The sequence below is a fragment of the Marinobacter sp. 2_MG-2023 genome (assembly GCF_030546935.1).
GTDB lineage: Bacteria > Pseudomonadota > Gammaproteobacteria > Pseudomonadales > Oleiphilaceae > Marinobacter.
In genome coordinates, this window is the sequence record NZ_JAUOPH010000001.1 from 275,721 (window position 1) to 292,820 (window position 17,100).

The window sequence follows — 17,100 nt, forward strand, 5'->3', positions numbered from 1 at the left end:
GAATCACCGGATGAATTACAGGGAAATCCCCGAGAAGGACATAAAGCCAAGGGACATCAAACCTACAGTGATGAAGGTGATACCCAGACCGCGCAGACCATCCGGAACATCGCTGTACTTCAGCTTTTCGCGGATACCGGCCAGAGCAATAATGGCCAAAGCCCAGCCTACGCCGGCACCAAAGCCATATACCACACTCTCACTGAAGGTGTAGTCACGTTCCACCATGAACAGTGCCGCACCCATGATGGCGCAGTTAACCGTAATCAGCGGAAGGAACACGCCCAGTGCGGAATAGAGTGCCGGGATATACTTGTCCAGAATCATCTCCATGATCTGAACAATGGCTGCAATAACGCCAATGTAAGTAATCAACCCGAGGAAGCTCAGATCGACATTGGGCAAGCCTGCCCATGCCAGAGCGCCTTCGCGCAGTATGTTGTTGTAGATCAGATTGTTAACCGGAACGGTCAACGTCAGAACCACAATTACGGCAATACCCAGACCAGTAGCGGCCTCTATCTTCTTGGAAATGGCAAGAAAGGTGCACATACCCAGGAAGAACGCGAGTGCCATGTTCTCAATGAAAATAGCCTTGAGAAGCAGGCTGATATAGTGCTCCATCAGAACGCCTCCTTATGGGTGTGGCGGGACATTTTGTAATCCGGCTCTTCTACCTGCTCAGGTTTCCAGGCACGCAGACCCCAGATCGCCAGGCCAATAATGAAGAAGGCACTCGGTGGCAGTAGCAGCAGACCGTTGGTGATATACCAGCCGCCTTCGTTAACCGGAGTCAGCAGGGTTACCCCAAACAGTGAACCAGCACCCAACAGTTCGCGGAAAAAGGCCACGAACAACAGCATAATCGAGTAACCCATGCCGTTACCGACACCATCCAGGAAGCTCAGCCAGGGGCCATTCTTCATGGCAAAGCCTTCAGCACGCCCCATTACGATACAGTTGGTAATGATCAGACCAACAAATACAGAAAGCTGTTTGCTGATCTCATAGGCATAGGCCTTGAGTATCTGATCGACCACAATAACCAGGGAGGCGATAATGGTCATCTGCACAATGATCCGGATACTCCCCGGAATCTGGGTGCGAACCAGTGATACAGCCAGGTTGGAAAACGCGGTAACAGCGATAACAGACAGACACATAACGATGGTAACGTTCATGCTGGTGGTTACCGCCAGCGCTGAGCAGATACCGAGGATCTGTAGTCCGATCGGGTTGTTACTGAATATCGGTTCGAAAAGAACCTGTTTGGCATTTACGTCAGCCATGATCAGACCTCCCCTTCACGAAGTTTCTTGAGGAACGGTGCATAACCCCGGTCACCCATCCAGTAGTTAACCAGCTGCTGAACGCCACGACTGGTCAGTGTTGCACCGGAAAGCGCATCGACCTTGTGTTCTTTATCGGCAGCATTGGCACCCACTCCGCCTTTCACAAGACGAATTTGCGGTTCCGTTTTATCATCTCCGTAAAGCTCTTTACCAACCCACTGGCTCTTCCAGCGAGGGTTATCCACTTCACCGCCAAGACCCGGTGTTTCTGCGTGAGCGTAGAAACCCAGACCTTCAATGGTGTTCAGATCACCTTCAAGAGACACAAAGCCATACAGGGTAGACCAAAGCCCGTAGCCATGAATCGGGAGTACCACACGCGTGAGATTTCCGTTCTCGCTCAGAGTGTAAATCTTGGCAATATTCGGACGACGCTTGATGCCTGCCTTGTCTTCTGAGGAAGGTATGTTTGTGGACATCTCGGGATCCGACGCGGCTTTGTACATATCGTACTTCATTGGATCCTGCACATTTACGTAAGACGGTTCCACGTAGTCACCAGTCTCCAGGTCCACCAGGCGCACTTCGAATTGCGAAAAAATCTCTTCGATTTCTTCAGCACCCGCTCCCTGAGGCAACATTCCCGCAGCAGAAAGGATATTGGTTTTGATATCCAGATTCTGGTTCTGGATCTGCGCAGGACGAAGCACTACCGCCGCCGTAGAAACCACAACGGAGAAGACGATACTCAGCACCAACGCAACAATCAGCGTTCTCGAGACAGTTTCTTTACTTTTAGCCACGAGCGAGCCTCCTTTTAACGTTGGCCTGAACCACGTAATGATCCATAAGCGGAGCAAAGAGGTTAGCAAACAGAATTGCCAGCATGATGCCTTCCGGGAAGGCCGGGTTGATGACCCGGATCAGGATGGTCATTACACCCACCAGAATACCGAAGCACCAGCGGCCAGTGTTGGTCATCGCCGCAGAGACAGGGTCCGTCGCCATAAACATCATACCGAAGGCAAACCCACCCATAACCAGATGCCAGTGGGCAGGGATTGCAAACATCGGATTGGTTTCAGAACCAACGACATTCAGCAAAACAGACATGCCGATCATACCGATCAGGACACCGCCAACAATCCGGTAGCTGGCGATACGCATTGCAACCAGCGCCAACCCACCGATAAGCACAGCCAAGGTAGAGGTTTCGCCCATGGAGCCTTGAATAGAGCCCATGAATGCGTTCATCCAGCCGATGTTGTTTTCCAGTGCTTCCATGCCGCCGCTAGCGGCCCAGCTCAGAGCCGTGGCGCCACTAAAGCCGTCAACCGCGGTCCAAACCGTATCACCGGAAATTTGAGCCGGATAGGCAAAGTACAGGAATGCCCGACCGGTCAGCGCAGGGTTCAGGAAGTTCTTTCCGGTTCCACCGAAAACTTCCTTACCAATTACAACACCAAAGGTGATACCCAGAGCTACCTGCCAAAGCGGAATAGACGGTGGGCAGATCAGTGCAAACAGGATAGAGGTTACAAAGAAGCCTTCATTCACCTCGTGACGACGCACGGTTGCGAACAGAACCTCCCAGAAACCACCAACCACGAAGGTCACTGCGTAAACAGGAATGAAGTACGCCATCCCGTATACGAAATTATCCCAGACACCAGCACCAGAGCCTGTGACGGCAAGCGCCTGTATAAAGGCAGCACGCAGGCCACCGTCAGCAATCAGCGCATCAGGGTTGGATGCCAGAAAGCTGTTAGCCTGAAAGCCAATATTCCACATCCCAAAGAACATTGCCGGAAAGGTACACATCCAAACCGTGATCATGATGCGCTTGAGATCAACGCCATCACGCACGTGAGAGGTCGTGGAAGTTACCGAACTGGGCGTGTAGAAAATGGTATCGGCAGCTTCGTAGAGCGCATACCAGCGCTCATACTTTCCGCCTTTTTCAAAATGATGCTCGATTCCATCGAGAAACTGTCTGATAGCCATCGTGTTAGCCCTCGATCTCGATTCGGGTCAGGTTCTCACGGAGAATCGGACCATATTCATATTTACCCGGGCACACGAAGGTGCACAGCGCCAGATCCTCTTCATCCAGTTCCAGAGCGCCGAGCTTCTGAGCCATTTCGGTATCACCGACGATCAGCGCACGCAGCAACTGGGTAGGCAGGATATCCAGAGGCATAACCTTCTCATAAGCACCTACCGGCACCATCGCTCTTTCACTACCATTGGTCGTGGTGGTGAAATTGAACAGCTTGCCGCCAGTGAACTTGGACAGGTAGATATTCAGAACCGAGAACTTGTTAACTCCAGGAGACAACCATCCCATAAAGTGACGCTTGTTGCCTTCTTCGAGCAAAGACACCTGGTTGGCAAAACGGCCAAGGTATGCACAGGGCCCTTCGCCACGGCGGCCACCAAAAACCGAACCGGAGATCGCGCGCACGTCGCAATCTGTAGCCACTTCACCGTCAAGCAGCTCTGCCAGGCTGGCGCCCAGACGTGTGCGTACCAGACGCGGCTTCAAGGCTTTAGGCCCACCAAGGGCAACAATCCGGCCAACGTTCAGCTCGCCAGTTGTAAAAAGCTGCCCCACATCAATCACGTCCTGGTAATTGATAGTCCAGACACTCTTGGTGACAGATACCGGGTCAAGGTGATGAATATGAGTGCCTACGTTCCCGGCGGGATGCACGCCATCAAACTGCTGTACGTCAATGTTGTCCGCTTTTGGAACAGACACATTGGAGCCAGGCCGACCGGTCACAAACACTTTGCCAGAAGTAAGCCTGCCCAGAACTGTCAGGCCGTTCTCGAACGCAGCAGCATTTTCTGCGATCACAAGCGTGGGATCAGCTGCCAGCGGGTTGGTGTCCATGACGGATACGAAAATGGAATGCGGAGCGCTATCGATGGCCGGCACTTTGCTGTAAGGACGGGTCTTGAGCGCCGTCCACAGCCCGGACTCGACCAGGTTATCAACCACCTGTTGACGTTCCAGACCAGCAAGATCCGATTCACTGAAGCGGGCGAAGGTTTCAGCTTCGTCACCATCAATTTCGATGACAACTGACTGAAAAACCCGACGATCGCCGCGATTAATTTCTTTCACCACACCTGCAGCGGGTGATGTATAACGAACGCCTTCGGTCTTCTTGTCCGTGAACAGCAGCGTACCGCGCTTGACACGGTCCCCTTCTTGAACAGCCATCGTCGGCTTCATGCCGGTGTAGTCAAAACCGATTAGCGCCACATGGCGAATCGGCTTGCCGTCTGTAATGGTCTGTTCGGGAGCGCCGCTGATGGGAAGATCCAGGCCTTTTTTGATCTTGATCATTAGCCTCATCCAATCATCAGAAACTATTCGATGCATTTGTATCATCCGCCCCCTGCGGCCCAGAAACGGTCGAGAAACGGGGGGACAGACATACCCAAAATCGCGCCAATTATAGAGTCTAAGGCAAGCTATTTCCACCTGAAACGAGAACAGGTTTATACCGGAGCCTAATCCCTCAGCAGCCAGCCACAGTTAATAAAAAACCCGACGCCTTCCGACGCCGGGTTTTCAGAGTTGCCTGCGCCAACTCAGGCGCATCAATCTCAGTCGCGTGTACGCTTCGGGAAGATGGGGTAATCGATACCGGCCATCTGGTTCACCACCCGGATAACCTGGGCACTGTACCCGAACTCGTTGTCGTACCAAACGTAGAGAATCAGGCGTTTGCCTGCGGCAATTGTCGCCTGAGCGTCAACGACACCGGCGTGCCGGGAACCGACAAAATCGGTAGATACCACTTCCGGAGAATTCACGAAGTCGATCTGTTTTTGCAATTCCGAGTGCAGTGCCATCTCACGCAAGTAGTCATTGACACTTTCTACATCAACCTCTTTCTTCAGGTTGAGATTCAGAATCGCCATGGAAACGTTCGGGGTAGGCACCCTGATAGCATTACCCGTAAGCTTGCCCTTCAGCTCCGGCAGAGCTTTGGAGACTGCCTTCGCCGCCCCAGTCTCGGTAAGCACCATATTGAGTGCGGCGCTTCGCCCGCGACGGCTGCCCTTGTGGTAGTTATCGATCAGGTTCTGGTCGTTGGTATAAGAGTGCACTGTTTCAACGTGCCCGTCTTCAATACCGTACTCGTCGTAAATCGCTTTCAGAACCGGAGTAATGGCGTTGGTGGTACACGAAGCAGCTGACAGAATCTTGTCTTCATCAGTAATCCAGTCACTGTTGATGCCGTAAACAATATTCTTGATATCGCCCTTGCCCGGCGCAGTAAGCAGCACCCGGCTGACACCTTTGGATTTCAGGTGCATACCCAGGCCTTCCTCGTCACGCCACATACCGGTGTTATCGACCACAATAGCGTTGTTAATGCCGTACTGGGTGTAATCCACCTTGTCCGGGCCGTCCGAGTAGATCACCTTGATAAAGTTACCATTAGCGATCAGCGCCGACTCTTCCTCGTCCACACGAATTGTGCCATCAAAGGGGCCGTGGACGGAGTCTCTGCGTAACAGGCTGGCGCGCTTTTCCAGATCGCTTTCCGCACCACCATGACGAACAACAATGGCTCTCAGCCGCAGATTATTACCGCCACCAGCCTTCTCGATCAGAATACGTGCAAGCAAACGCCCGATGCGTCCGAAACCATAAAGCACAACGTCTTTGGTTTCGTTGTTTGCGTCTTCTTTTGACTGGGATGCATACAGCCCTGCTACAGAGCCAATTTCTCTTTTGAGAAACTCGGCCAGATCACCACCTTCTTCCTTGAATTTTACCGCCAGCTTCCCGATATCAACGTGAGCACGCCCAAGGTCCATAGTGTCCATAACCTGCAGAATCGGCAGGGTATCGTGAACGGACAACTCACTGTGCTCCACCTGACGCACAAATCGGTGGGCGCGGATAATATCGATAACCGACTGGTTGATGATCGCGCGGCCGTAAACGGAGGTAACAACATTGTTTTTACGGTAAAGACGGCCAATCAGCGGAATCATAGCCTCCGCAGTGGATTCTCTGTCCATCCAGTTGGACAAGCACTGGTTCATCTGTTCGTGACTCACGGTAGGGACCCCTATGTTTCGCACGTGGAATAATCAAGGTCGGGCATTATCCAACTTAAAGTGTCTTACGGCAAATACGAACTGGCACGGACATCGTACATTCGCCGCCATGACACCGTCATCTGTGGGCGTTAGAATAGCGGCCTCACCGGCTCCCACAACCTTCCACCAACCCACTGCAGGAGAAAACAGCTGCCCATGAATCAAGGTGCCCCGACTTCCGCTTCACCGCAAACGCTGATTGCGCCGCAATTTCCTGTAAAACAGGCCGATCACCGTACCTGGGGACAATTACATGGAAGCAGCGACGCCCTGGCTATCTGTGAAAGCGCCCGGGCTCACAAAGGGCTGACTCTGGTGATTACCCGCAGCACCGCCGATGCAATACGGCTGGAGCAGTCCATGCGCTTCTTTCTGGGGCTGCCACCAGAAGAAGACGGCGCCACTGTCACAGCAGATGGGCTAGAGCTGCTCTCGCTCCCAGACTGGGAAACCCTGCCCTACGATCTGTTTTCACCGCACCAGGATATAACCTCCAGGCGGATTCGCACCTTGCACCGGCTGCCCGGCATCCGGCATGGCGTGATCGTGGTCCCTGCTCGCACCCTGATGCACCGGCTTCCCCCGGTAGACTATCTCCAGGGCAACACCCTGCTGTTGGAAACCGGTCAGTCTCTCGATATCGACAACTGGCGCATGCAGCTGGCAACCGCGGGATACCGGCACTCTGAAAACGTTTACGAACACGGCGAGTACGCGGTTCGCGGCTCCATACTCGACATATTTCCTATGGGCTCTAACCTGCCCTATCGAATCGACCTGTTCGATGACGAAGTTGAAACACTGCGAACGTTCGACCCGGAAACCCAGCGCTCCATCGACCGGATCGAGCGCATTGAACTCCTCCCGGCCTATGAGTTCCCATGGCACAAAGAAGCCAGATCCGCCTTCCGGGGCCGCTGGTTCGAACAGTTTCCGAACGCAGACAAAGACGCACCTATCTATCAGGACGTCACCCATGGCATCACTCCGCCAGGCATCGAATATTACCTGCCACTGTTTTTCGACCAGACCGCAACCCTGTTCGATTATTTGCCAGACACCACCCATGTCTTTACAGCCGAAGGCCTTAACGAAGCAGTCAACCTCTTCGATACAGAAACCCGTAATCGCCATGAAGACCGCCGACATGACCGAATGCGACCGATTCTTCCACCTGCAAGCCTGTTTTTGCAGCAGGACGAGCTCTTTGGCCATCTCAAAGCTTTCCCCCGAGTAACCACAAAGCTCGGGACCGCAGAAGGCAGCGGCACGGTGAATTGCGCCAGTGAAGCGCTACCGGATATCGCAATGAACGCAAGGGCCGCCGACCCTGCAGGTCGGCTAAAACGCTTTATAAAGGATTTTGCCGGGCGGATACTGATTTGTGCCGAATCTTCGGGCCGGCGCGAAGCCCTGGTCGAAAATCTGGGCGAGTACCAGCTTAAGCCGCAGAGTTTTGAGAACTGGAAGGACTTCCTCGCTGATGACAAGGGTTCTCTGGGCATCACCATTGCGCCCATGGAGCAGGGATTGGTGCTGCCAGAACATAACCTGGCCCTGATTACTGAAACGGCTTTGTTTGGCGAACGAGTGCTACAGCGCCGGCGTCGTGACAAGCCCACCGAGGCCAATGATGATGGCTATCGCGACCTGTCTGAGTTGCGAATCGGGTCACCCGTTGTGCATATTGATCATGGCGTTGGGCGCTACCTGGGCCTGGAAACCATTGCCGTTGAAGGCGAATCCAGCGAGTTCCTGATGCTCGAATACGCCGGCGGCTCGAAGTTGTATGTTCCAGTCTCCAGTCTGCACCTGATTTCACGTTATGCCGGCACAGACACAGAGCATGCGCCACTGCACAAGCTGGGCACCGAACGCTGGAGCAACGCCAAGCAGAAGGCTCTGGAAAAAATTCGTGACACTGCGGCCGAACTGCTTGACGTCTATGCCCGCCGGGAGGCTCGCAAAGGCTTTGCCTTTGAAGATCCCAAAGAAGCCTACCGCGCCTTTGCGGCCGGATTCCCTTTCGAGGAAACTCCGGACCAGCAAATTGCCATTCAGGCTGTTTTTGAAGACATGACCAACGAGAAGCCTATGGACAGGCTGGTATGTGGCGATGTCGGCTTCGGCAAAACCGAAGTGGCCATGCGCGCTGCCTTCCTGGCAACCTGGTCAGGAAAGCAGGTCGCGGTGCTCGTTCCAACTACGCTACTGGCCCAACAACATTACGAATCCTTTCGCGACCGCTTCTCGGATACGCCGGCAAATGTCGAGCTGCTGAGCCGTTTTCGTAGCTCGAGCCAGACATCCAAGGCAATGGAGGCTATTGAAAGCGGTAAAGCCGATATCGTCATAGGCACCCACAAGTTGCTTCAGGGCGATATCCGATTCAAGAATCTGGGTCTGGTCATCATCGACGAGGAGCACAGGTTCGGTGTTGGACAGAAAGAAAAACTGAAGGCTCTGCGTGCTGAAGTCGACATGCTGAACCTTACGGCGACCCCCATTCCAAGAACCCTCAATATGGCCATGGGGCACCTGAGAGATCTTTCCATCATCGCCACTCCACCAGCCAGACGTCTCTCGGTGAAAACCTTTGTGCGCCAGCGCGACGATGCAATGGTCAAAGAAGCCATCCTGCGTGAGGTTTTGCGTGGTGGTCAGGTATATGTCCTACATAATGATGTAGCTAGTATCGAAAAAACTGCCGAGGATCTGCGGAGTCTTGTACCGGAAGCCCGTGTGGGTGTAGCGCATGGTCAGATGCGTGAGAGACAGCTTGAGCAAATCATGTCGGATTTTTACCACAAGCGTTTCAACGTATTGGTGTGCACCACCATCATCGAAACCGGTATCGATATCCCGAGCGCCAACACCATCATTATTGAACGCGCCGACAAATTCGGCCTGGCCCAGTTGCACCAACTGCGCGGCCGCGTTGGCCGATCACACCACCAGGCCTATGCATACCTGCTAACACCGCCACCGAAAGCCATTTCTGCGGATGCCAAAAAACGGCTCGAAGCCATTTCCGAAGCCCAGGAACTGGGCGCCGGCTTCATGCTGGCTACCCACGACCTCGAAATTCGGGGCGCCGGCGAATTGCTCGGTGATGAACAGAGTGGCCAGATAGAAAGCATCGGCTTTACCCTGTACATGCAATTACTCGATGAGGCGGTCAAAGCCATCCGCGACGGTCGAACGCCCAACGCGGAACTGCCCCTCAGCCATGGAACAGAAATGAACCTTCGGATACCAGCACTGATTCCGGAAGATTATTTGCCAGACGTCCACAACCGCCTGATGCTTTACAAACGCATTGCCAGCGTCAGCAACCGCGATGCATTAAAAGAACTTCAGGTTGAAATGATTGATCGCTTCGGATTATTACCAGAGCCGGCAAAAAATCTGGTTCGGCAGACCGAACTCCGGCTCAAGGCAGAAGCTCTGGGCATAGTTAAAGTAGACGCCGGAAAGGAGTGGGCCCGCCTTGAATTTGGCAGTTCCACCCCAGTGGATCCATTGATACTGGTTAAGAAAATGCAATCTTCACCGGACACATACCGCCTTGAAGGGGCCAACAGCTTTCGTTTTCGGCTGAAGGACACATCAACCAATGGTAAACTCGACGGAATTTCCGGAATGCTGGGCGAACTGGTGCCTGAACCAAGCACCGCTACCGCCTGAAAAAGGCCCTGAATTAACTGGAGCAACCTCTTGCAGACTGATGGTAATCGCTTGTGCCGGCTACTGGCACGCACACTACTGACGGCTTTCTTGCTCACAACCGCCATGGCGGGCCATGCGCAACAAACGCCCGATGACTATTACCGGGCAGAGTTCGTGATTCTGGAGCGCATAATCGATCCGGACGCGGTTAACGAGCGCATGGTTAACCAAAAAGTGGCGGCACCGACAGATACCAACAAGGATCTTTATAGCGTAACCGGTGACGGCAACGTGATCTCGTCGCTTAAACTCCAACCTCGAAGCCAGCTTCACCTGGGGAGCGCGGCAAACCGCCTTGAAGCGAGTGGGCGTTACCGGGTGCTTATGTCCGCCGGCTGGTACGAAGCCTTCCCACCCAACTACAAAGGTCAGCCGCTTCGGGTGGAAATCGGGGACTGGCTGGCACAGGCAGGCCAAAGAGAGATTGAAGGGCATATCACGATTGATCGGCAACGCTACTTGCACGTCGCCGTTCATCTCAATCACTGGCAAGAAGCAAGCGTTGCGGCCTCTCCTATCGCCCAGGGAAATCCAGATCAGGCCTCCGATAGCAGTACTGCAGCAAACGCAGAGCTGGCTATCAAGCCCGACATACCCTTGGACCTGCTAACCTGGATTCGCGAAACCCGCAGGATGCGGAGTGAGGAAATTCATTTCCTGGATTCCCCCACCATAGGTGTTCTTGTGTTTTTCAGGAAGATTGAGGCAAATTAGTAAGGGCTCCCAAGCCGGCCATCGAGATTTCAAGGATGCGTCTCACACCAGACATGCCCTGCTCGATGGCCAATTCGATTTCTTCCATTGTAATGATGTGCTCTGATTTCCCTGCTGCCCGGTTCACCACCAGACCAAGACACACATAACGCATGCCCAACTCTGCAGCCAGGGCAGCTTCGGGCATTCCGGTCATCCCTACCAGGTCACAACCGTCCCGTTCCATACGCCGTATTTCCGCTGCTGTTTCAAGCCTCGGCCCCTGAGTCGCTCCATAGACGCCAAACCCGGTAAACGGAACCTTTCGTGCTGTCGCTGCCTTAATCAAGATGTCCCGAGCGGACTGGTCATATGGCCAGGTAAAATCTATGTGGGTAACCGTTTCCAGCTCCCCTTCAAAAAAGGTACCCGCCCTTCCCCAGGTGTAATCAATAATCTGGTCCGGGATAACCACGCAGGCGGGGCCCATATCCGGATGTATCCCGCCCACCGCATTCACGCCGATTACCGTGCGCACACCGGCGTCGTAAAGCGCCTTGATGTTCGCCCGGTAGTTCACCTCATGAGGCGGTATTCTATGGGGGTTGCCATGTCGGGACAGAAATACAACAGGCTGGCCATCGAGGTGCCCTTCAGTCAACTCGGATGAAGGAGCCCCCCATGGCGTCTCCAGGGTTCGCGTCCCTGAAATTTCCAGGCCCGATAGGGTCGTCAGGCCTGTACCACCAATAATCCCAACTGCACCGCTGGCTTCAGACATCAATCTCCACCCTCTTCTCCATATCCCGCATCCCGCGATTGCTCGCCTACGTCACCCTCTTGAGTATCGTGACGACGACTACGTTGGCGTTTGGCTGCGTCGTCTTTGTTACGCGACGCCCGTTTTTCATTCTTGTCCTTTTTATCGCCGTCCTTTCCATCACCTTCCTCTCCGTCACCTTCCTTGTGGTCTTCAGCTTGCTTGCCACGAGTGCTTTCCCGTTCCGGAAGCTGGCTATCATCACTGATATGCAAAGTTTGTGTCGGGAAGGCTATCTCGCCACCGTAGCCAACAATAACGTCACTGATTTTAAGCAGCACGTCCTGCTTCACCTCGTGAAACCTTACCCACTGGGTGGTCTTGGTGAACGCATAAACCATGATATCCAGCGATGAATGATTGAAAGCCAGAAAATTCACAATCAGGGTTTGATTGCTATCTATATCCTCGTGCTCTTCCAGCATTGAGCGGATGTCTGCAACTATGGCTGCCATTTCACTGACATCCGCATAGCGGATTCCGATGGTCTCTGAGATACGCCGGTTAGTCATCCGCGAGGGGTTCTCTACCGCAATGGTTGTAAATGCAGCGTTGGGAACATACAGAGGACGTTTATCAAACGTCCGGATGGTCGTAAGCCTCCACCCGATCTGCTCCACGGTTCCCTCAATATTACGATCCGGTGAGCGAACCCAGTCTCCGACTTTGAATGGCCGGTCCAGGTGAATGATAAAACCACCAAAAAAGTTGGCCAGCAGGTCTTTGGCCGCAAAACCTACAGCGATACCGCCTACGCCACCAAAAGCAAGCACGCCCGAAAGGCTATACCCCAGCGACTGCAAACTGATCAGTACGGCCGTAATCAACACCACAGCTCTGGACAGCTTGCTGATCGCATTAACCGTGGTGTAGTCCATAGGCTTTTTCATTCTTACCGGAGAGATGAGAATTCCCTCCACTTCTTTGATCATCCGGAGTACAGACCAAACAAAGATAAAAATGAAGCCTACCTGGAGCAGGGTCTCGTTAGCTGTGAAGATCTCTGCCGACGAATAATGGTGCGCCACCTCAGCGGCCCAATAAACCCCCTGAAGCCAAACGAACGCCACAACCGGAGAACGAGTAGCATGAAGCAGCGAATCATCCCAGATATTCTTGGTTTTCGAGAACTTGCGTTCCAGGGCACGGATGATATGGCTGGCAATATACGCAATCAGAGCCGTACCAAACACCAACGCGAAAACCACAATGGCTGCGCGCCACGCCTCAGAAAGCACACCAAAGCTCTCTATCCAGCCATTTACGGTGGACATCATTTCGCCAATCATCGGAATCCTCTAGTCGCTGTCATAAATCTGGTTTCAACGGATCATAACCGGCATACCCGATCGGGCACACTCGAACAGTTCTATAACGTCGGTATTTCGCATACGAATGCATCCATGAGAAAGCGCCAGCCCCATAGGCTCTGTATCAGGAGTACCATGTATGTATATAAAACGTCGGAAGGTATCGACACCAGCACCACGATTTTTCCCCGATTCCAAACCGCAAAGCCAGAGAATGCGACTCAGGATCCAGTCGCGACCCGGGTGCCTGGCTGCGAGTTCCGGGGTATAGATTTCGCCAGTGGGTCGACGGGCTCGAAAAACCGTATTTTCTGGGAGTCCGGAGCCCACCATAGCGCGGATGTAGTGCTTACCTCTCGGTGTACAACCACTACCATTGAGCTCACCTGCGCCGTTAAGCGCGGTAGAAACAGCATAGCGTTCAATAAGGCGCCCGTTTGCACCAAGCACAGACAGGCTCTGGTCATCCAGGCTGATATCGATTGAACAGGCACTGCAGTTGCTTTGATTCAAAACGGGTTGGGCTCCCTCCGGGACTGTTGGGGAAGCCTAACCGAGAGGGTGCAAGTCAGGCAACCGGCATCTTGTCGGGGGCGGGAGGAACGAGCAAGGCATCCTGCGCCTGCATGCCGGCTGCAAGGAAGGGCACAAGGCGTGCGGCAATTTCCTGTACTGTGGTTTCTACACCCAACTTGTTCCGCAAAATGTCCTGCAGGGCATCGCTGCTGGACATGGTGAACGCGGTAGCTCCAAGCATGAACTGAATGCGCCAGTAACGATCAACGGCGGAAAGCTGCGGTGTAGCTTCCTTTAAAAGCCGCATAAAGCGACTGAAAGGCTGACTGTATTCCTGCTCAAGGAACTTGCGCAGGTGCCCTTGTGACTGGGTATATGCCAGCCCAAGAAGCCTCATGAAAATCGAAATACCCTTCTCATTCCTTTGTGGCATGCGCACGGCACTCTCAGTGAGAGCCCACAAAGTCTGATTCAACGTAGGGGGCGTACCTTTACAGCGGGCTTCCAGCTCATCAAATGCGTTTTCAAGCGTCGCCGAGAACGGCGTCAGAAAACGACCAAAGACTGCATGGATCAGCGCATTTTTGGAACCGAAATGGTAGTTTACGGCGGCCAGGTTTACTTTGGCCTTGCTGGTAATCATCCGCAATGAAGTCTCTGAAAAACCACGCTCAGCGAACAATTCTTCTGCGGCATCAAGAATTCTGTCAACAGTATCTGACTGGGCCATTTTGTTTTCAGTGCCTCTAGCAAACGTCTGTTTGAAACATACGTTTGAAGCACATTTATGTCAAGTTCTCTCCTCCGGCTCCGCCACCGCTTCCTGCCAGCCGCGGTCGATGGCATTCTGATTACCTTCCAGAAAAGCAGCCTGAACCCGACTGTAAGCCTTTTCAGCTTCAAGAAGATAAATCAGATAGACCCGGACATGCTCACGTCGGGATAAGGCTCGAGGCAGGGCTTTCTGCTCAGACAAACGCAAAAGCCTGCTGAACCGGGTATTTTTCAGGGCGGGATTAAAGTCGGCCATGCGTGCACACTGCCAGATAAGTCCTTCTTTACCCTCCAGATGCTCGGCGTGTTTCCGGGCATCACGTATCATACGCTGGCGCCTGATCAGTAAATCGAGATAAGAAGGCTCCGAGGTGTATATCCGGCGAACGGCTGGGATACCCAACAGAATTATAATAACGAAGGCACCAAAGCCGCCTCCTGCAACCCAGGCCGGCACGAAACCTGTCAGTCCACTCAGGAATATAACTGCCGCCACCAGCGCACTGAAGATCCACAGGTCACGACTGCGTCGTGCAGACGCAACACTGAAATTATCTGGCCAGTCATTCATTGCCAGCAAGTCAAAATCCATCAATAGCACGCGGTCACACTGACGCAACATCAGTCTAAGCGTCCGCTGCCTGGATTCAACCTGGACGGGATCTGCGCTCTGTGCTTCGACATCGCCGGCCAACCTGTCCTCAGCGTTCGCAAGGACCTCTTTTGGGGAGTCAGCTGCAGAGGTTTCCTGATGGGCATCCGGCTGCTCAATGACGGGGACAGGAACAGGGTCCGCCGACCGCCCGGGATGCAATACAGCCCCCTGCGCGGCACCAGTTAAAGTTTCTGCGGCATTCTGATTTTGAGCCATGACGTTATATCCAGTGCGTTATGGAATCTCGGTAAACAAATCTGTTAAAAAATGTATCGGCAGGCTTGCACAGATCTTGAACCATGATGTTTCCGATGGCACTTCCCGCCTCTGAACTTGGCAACGGCAAGCTTGCTCGCTATCCTTTCCGTCCGTTTTCGCTCTCTACTCTCTATAAGAGGCCTGCTTATGTTCACCGGTATTGTTCAGGGTATTGCCGTTGTTGAAGATGTCGCCGCCGCGACCGGATTGAGTACGTTCGCAATCCGCTTGCCGGAAAACAGCGCAGAAGGCGTGGACATTGGCGCATCGGTGGCAATCAATGGCACCTGCCTTACCGTTACCCGCCAAACCGGCAACATACTGTTTTTCGACGCCATGCAGGAAACCTTGAGTTTGACAACGCTTGGCACCCTGGAGCCGGGGCACAAGATCAACTTTGAGCGGGCCGCGCGGATTGGCGATGAAATTGGCGGCCATTTGTTGTCGGGACACATTCACACAACGGCAAATGTTATTAAGATACTGCGGCCGGAAAACAACGTGACGATCTGGTTTGAAGTGCCGGATGAGTGGGCTCGCTACATTTTTGCCAAAGGCTACATTGCGATCAATGGCGCGAGCCTCACCATTGGTGAGGTGGATGGCAACCGCTTCAACGTTCACCTGATTCCCGAAACCCTGAGAGCTACCACCTTTGGTGTCATTGAAGAAGGCATGAAGGTCAATATCGAAATCGACAGCCAGACACAAACCATTGTGGATACGCTGACGCGATTGGGTTACGACAGCCAGGCCTCGAAGACCACAAACCTGGGATCAGCATCCAGCTGACGCACCTGCGGAAAGAAACGCCGCAAACTTCGGTGATACCCAAGATGCCGGTTGCCCACCATAATCAGGCGGCCGGTTGCAGACAGATTCTGCGACGCCTGCTCAAACAACCTCAAAGCGATATGGTCGGCGACTACACCACCCTCGTGGAACGGTGGATTTAACAGGATCCGCTCAAACGGTCCCTTGCCTTTGGCAATTCCATCCGCATGCAGAAATGCACCCCTGACATCGGGAAATGCCGCTTCTGTATTACTGCGGGCACTCAAGACCGCCTGGCTGGACACGTCGCTGAAGGTCACTTCAAGATCCGGCCGCATAGCCAAAGCGCTCAGGCCAAGCACGCCGTTACCGCAAGCCAAATCCAGTACCTGGGCACCTGCATGGCAGTGCTCCAGGGCAGACTTCAGATGCGGCAGCATCAGCCGCGTGCCTATATCCAGCTTTTCCCGCGCAAAAACAGCGGGCATAGCGGCGACACGAAGTTCTTTGCCGTGCAGTTTGCCCGCCAGGTCATAGCCTTTCCAGATCCCGGGCCAGCCGTTGAGCGTCGCCTCACCGCAACCACAGGTCATCATGCGAGCTTTCTTTACTGCCCGGCTCACGCTCTGGACTTCCACAGTTTTGGCAAAGACATCAACACTTCGATCTGGAAGATGCTTGATCATTCCTGCGGCCAATATAGTCCCATCCGGCTTGATCGCACCATTAGCCCAGCGCAGCAACCACTCCAGGTAGTCGGTTTCGCGGGGAATCTTCAGCAGAATCAAATCATAAGACTTATCGGGAGGCTGCAACCAGCTGTGTATATACTCCGGTGCCGAATAGCCAGGGTTCTGCTCCGCATTCTCCGTCAACGCACCGCTGAGTTGAGCCCCATCGGCAACCACATCCGGTGCATACCGGGACAAAGCCAGCGTCAGGGCGCCGAACTGATCATCCACAATCAGTACCCTGATATCCGGCGACACTTCCAGCCGGGTGCATGCCTCTTTCAACAGCAGCTCGTCGGCAGCGTTCCAGGCGCGCAAGCTCGGATCATCTGTGCCAGGACGGCTCAGAAGAAGGCTACCACAGGGAAAATCCAGCACAGCGGTTGTCATATCAGGCATCCAGAGGGGAATTCGCTAG

At 53.7% G+C, this 17,100-nt stretch carries 15 protein-coding genes; 3 read left to right on the forward strand and 12 right to left on the reverse strand.

The window, feature by feature from the left end:
• Positions 1–15 precede the first annotated feature (15 nt).
• The 6 genes from nqrE to Q4501_RS01255 form a co-directional block, all read right to left on the reverse strand.
• The gene (gene nqrE / locus Q4501_RS01230; protein ID WP_303593482.1) at positions 16–624 is read right to left on the reverse strand and encodes an NADH:ubiquinone reductase (Na(+)-transporting) subunit E; all 609 of its coding nucleotides are present in this window, start codon (positions 622–624) and stop codon (positions 16–18) included.
• Positions 624–1,289 (reverse strand): NADH:ubiquinone reductase (Na(+)-transporting) subunit D, encoded by a 666-nt coding sequence (locus Q4501_RS01235; RefSeq protein ID WP_303593484.1) that lies wholly within the window; start codon positions 1,287–1,289, stop codon positions 624–626. The genes nqrE and Q4501_RS01235 overlap by 1 nt, the downstream gene beginning before the upstream one ends.
• 2 nt (positions 1,290–1,291) lie before the next feature.
• Positions 1,292–2,095 (reverse strand): Na(+)-translocating NADH-quinone reductase subunit C, encoded by an 804-nt coding sequence (locus Q4501_RS01240; protein WP_303593486.1) that lies wholly within the window; start codon positions 2,093–2,095, stop codon positions 1,292–1,294.
• Positions 2,088–3,296 carry an NADH:ubiquinone reductase (Na(+)-transporting) subunit B gene (locus Q4501_RS01245; protein ID WP_303593488.1) on the reverse strand — a complete coding sequence of 403 codons (1,209 nt, stop codon included), beginning with the start codon at positions 3,294–3,296 and terminating at the stop codon, positions 2,088–2,090. Before Q4501_RS01245 ends, Q4501_RS01240 begins: the two co-directional genes overlap by 8 nt.
• 4 nt (positions 3,297–3,300) lie before the next feature.
• A complete protein-coding gene (locus Q4501_RS01250; RefSeq protein WP_303593490.1) occupies positions 3,301–4,647 on the reverse strand; it encodes a Na(+)-translocating NADH-quinone reductase subunit A in 1,347 nt (448 codons plus the stop codon).
• A 263-nt stretch (positions 4,648–4,910) separates the two neighbouring features.
• Positions 4,911–6,365 carry a glyceraldehyde-3-phosphate dehydrogenase gene (locus Q4501_RS01255; protein WP_303594337.1) on the reverse strand — a complete coding sequence of 485 codons (1,455 nt, stop codon included), beginning with the start codon at positions 6,363–6,365 and terminating at the stop codon, positions 4,911–4,913.
• Between the two features lie 213 nt (positions 6,366–6,578).
• On the opposite strand from Q4501_RS01255, the gene mfd reads away from it, so the two are divergent.
• Positions 6,579–10,109 carry a transcription-repair coupling factor gene (gene mfd, locus Q4501_RS01260; protein WP_303593492.1) on the forward strand — a complete coding sequence of 1,177 codons (3,531 nt, stop codon included), beginning with the start codon at positions 6,579–6,581 and terminating at the stop codon, positions 10,107–10,109.
• A gap of 30 nt (positions 10,110–10,139) precedes the next feature.
• A complete protein-coding gene (locus Q4501_RS01265) occupies positions 10,140–10,865 on the forward strand; it encodes a CsiV family protein (protein WP_303593494.1) in 726 nt (241 codons plus the stop codon).
• Here Q4501_RS01265 and Q4501_RS01270 read toward each other — a convergent pair.
• From Q4501_RS01270 to Q4501_RS01290, 5 genes are all read right to left on the reverse strand, one after another.
• Positions 10,843–11,625: an S-methyl-5'-thioinosine phosphorylase gene (locus Q4501_RS01270; protein WP_303593496.1), complete on the reverse strand. Its 783-nt coding sequence runs from the start codon at positions 11,623–11,625 to the stop codon at positions 10,843–10,845. The genes Q4501_RS01265 and Q4501_RS01270 overlap by 23 nt on opposite strands.
• Complete coding sequence (locus tag Q4501_RS01275; RefSeq protein WP_303593497.1) at positions 11,625–12,953, reverse strand: mechanosensitive ion channel family protein; 1,329 nt, start codon at positions 12,951–12,953, stop codon at positions 11,625–11,627. The genes Q4501_RS01270 and Q4501_RS01275 overlap by 1 nt, the downstream gene beginning before the upstream one ends.
• Positions 12,954–12,986: 33 nt before the next feature.
• The gene (locus tag Q4501_RS01280; RefSeq protein WP_303594339.1) at positions 12,987–13,451 is read right to left on the reverse strand and encodes a L,D-transpeptidase; all 465 of its coding nucleotides are present in this window, start codon (positions 13,449–13,451) and stop codon (positions 12,987–12,989) included.
• 91 nt (positions 13,452–13,542) lie between these two features.
• Positions 13,543–14,220: a TetR/AcrR family transcriptional regulator gene (locus tag Q4501_RS01285; RefSeq protein WP_303593499.1), complete on the reverse strand. Its 678-nt coding sequence runs from the start codon at positions 14,218–14,220 to the stop codon at positions 13,543–13,545.
• A 60-nt stretch (positions 14,221–14,280) separates the two neighbouring features.
• Complete coding sequence (locus Q4501_RS01290) at positions 14,281–15,135, reverse strand: hypothetical protein (RefSeq protein WP_303593502.1); 855 nt, start codon at positions 15,133–15,135, stop codon at positions 14,281–14,283.
• A 189-nt stretch (positions 15,136–15,324) separates the two neighbouring features.
• Between Q4501_RS01290 and Q4501_RS01295 the strand changes: the two genes are divergently transcribed.
• Entirely contained in the window at positions 15,325–15,969 is a 645-nt protein-coding gene (locus tag Q4501_RS01295; protein WP_303593503.1) for a riboflavin synthase subunit alpha, read from the forward strand.
• On the opposite strand, the gene Q4501_RS01300 is transcribed toward Q4501_RS01295, so the two are convergent.
• Positions 15,918–17,072, reverse strand: coding sequence for a methyltransferase (locus Q4501_RS01300; protein WP_303593504.1), 1,155 nt, complete (start codon positions 17,070–17,072; stop codon positions 15,918–15,920). The two genes, Q4501_RS01295 and Q4501_RS01300, sit on opposite strands and share 52 nt — an antisense overlap.
• Between the last annotated feature and the right edge of the window lie 28 nt (positions 17,073–17,100).

Bases quoted from the DNA above. Each gene is read 5' to 3' on its own strand.
- Q4501_RS01295 (WP_303593503.1), top strand. From the start codon at position 15,325: ATGTTCACCGGTATTGTTCAGGGTATTGCCGTTGTTGAAGATGTCGCC.
- Q4501_RS01255 (WP_303594337.1), bottom strand. From the start codon at position 6,365: ATGAACCAGTGCTTGTCCAACTGGATGGACAGAGAATCCACTGCGGAG.
- Q4501_RS01300 (WP_303593504.1), bottom strand. From the start codon at position 17,072: ATGACAACCGCTGTGCTGGATTTTCCCTGTGGTAGCCTTCTTCTGAGC.
- nqrE (WP_303593482.1), bottom strand. From the start codon at position 624: ATGGAGCACTATATCAGCCTGCTTCTCAAGGCTATTTTCATTGAGAAC.
- Q4501_RS01250 (WP_303593490.1), bottom strand. From the start codon at position 4,647: ATGATCAAGATCAAAAAAGGCCTGGATCTTCCCATCAGCGGCGCTCCC.
- Q4501_RS01235 (WP_303593484.1), bottom strand. From the start codon at position 1,289: ATGGCTGACGTAAATGCCAAACAGGTTCTTTTCGAACCGATATTCAGT.
- mfd (WP_303593492.1), top strand. From the start codon at position 6,579: ATGAATCAAGGTGCCCCGACTTCCGCTTCACCGCAAACGCTGATTGCG.
- Q4501_RS01245 (WP_303593488.1), bottom strand. From the start codon at position 3,296: ATGGCTATCAGACAGTTTCTCGATGGAATCGAGCATCATTTTGAAAAA.
- Q4501_RS01275 (WP_303593497.1), bottom strand. From the start codon at position 12,953: ATGATTGGCGAAATGATGTCCACCGTAAATGGCTGGATAGAGAGCTTT.
- Q4501_RS01270 (WP_303593496.1), bottom strand. From the start codon at position 11,625: ATGTCTGAAGCCAGCGGTGCAGTTGGGATTATTGGTGGTACAGGCCTG.
- Q4501_RS01285 (WP_303593499.1), bottom strand. From the start codon at position 14,220: ATGGCCCAGTCAGATACTGTTGACAGAATTCTTGATGCCGCAGAAGAA.
- Q4501_RS01290 (WP_303593502.1), bottom strand. From the start codon at position 15,135: ATGGCTCAAAATCAGAATGCCGCAGAAACTTTAACTGGTGCCGCGCAG.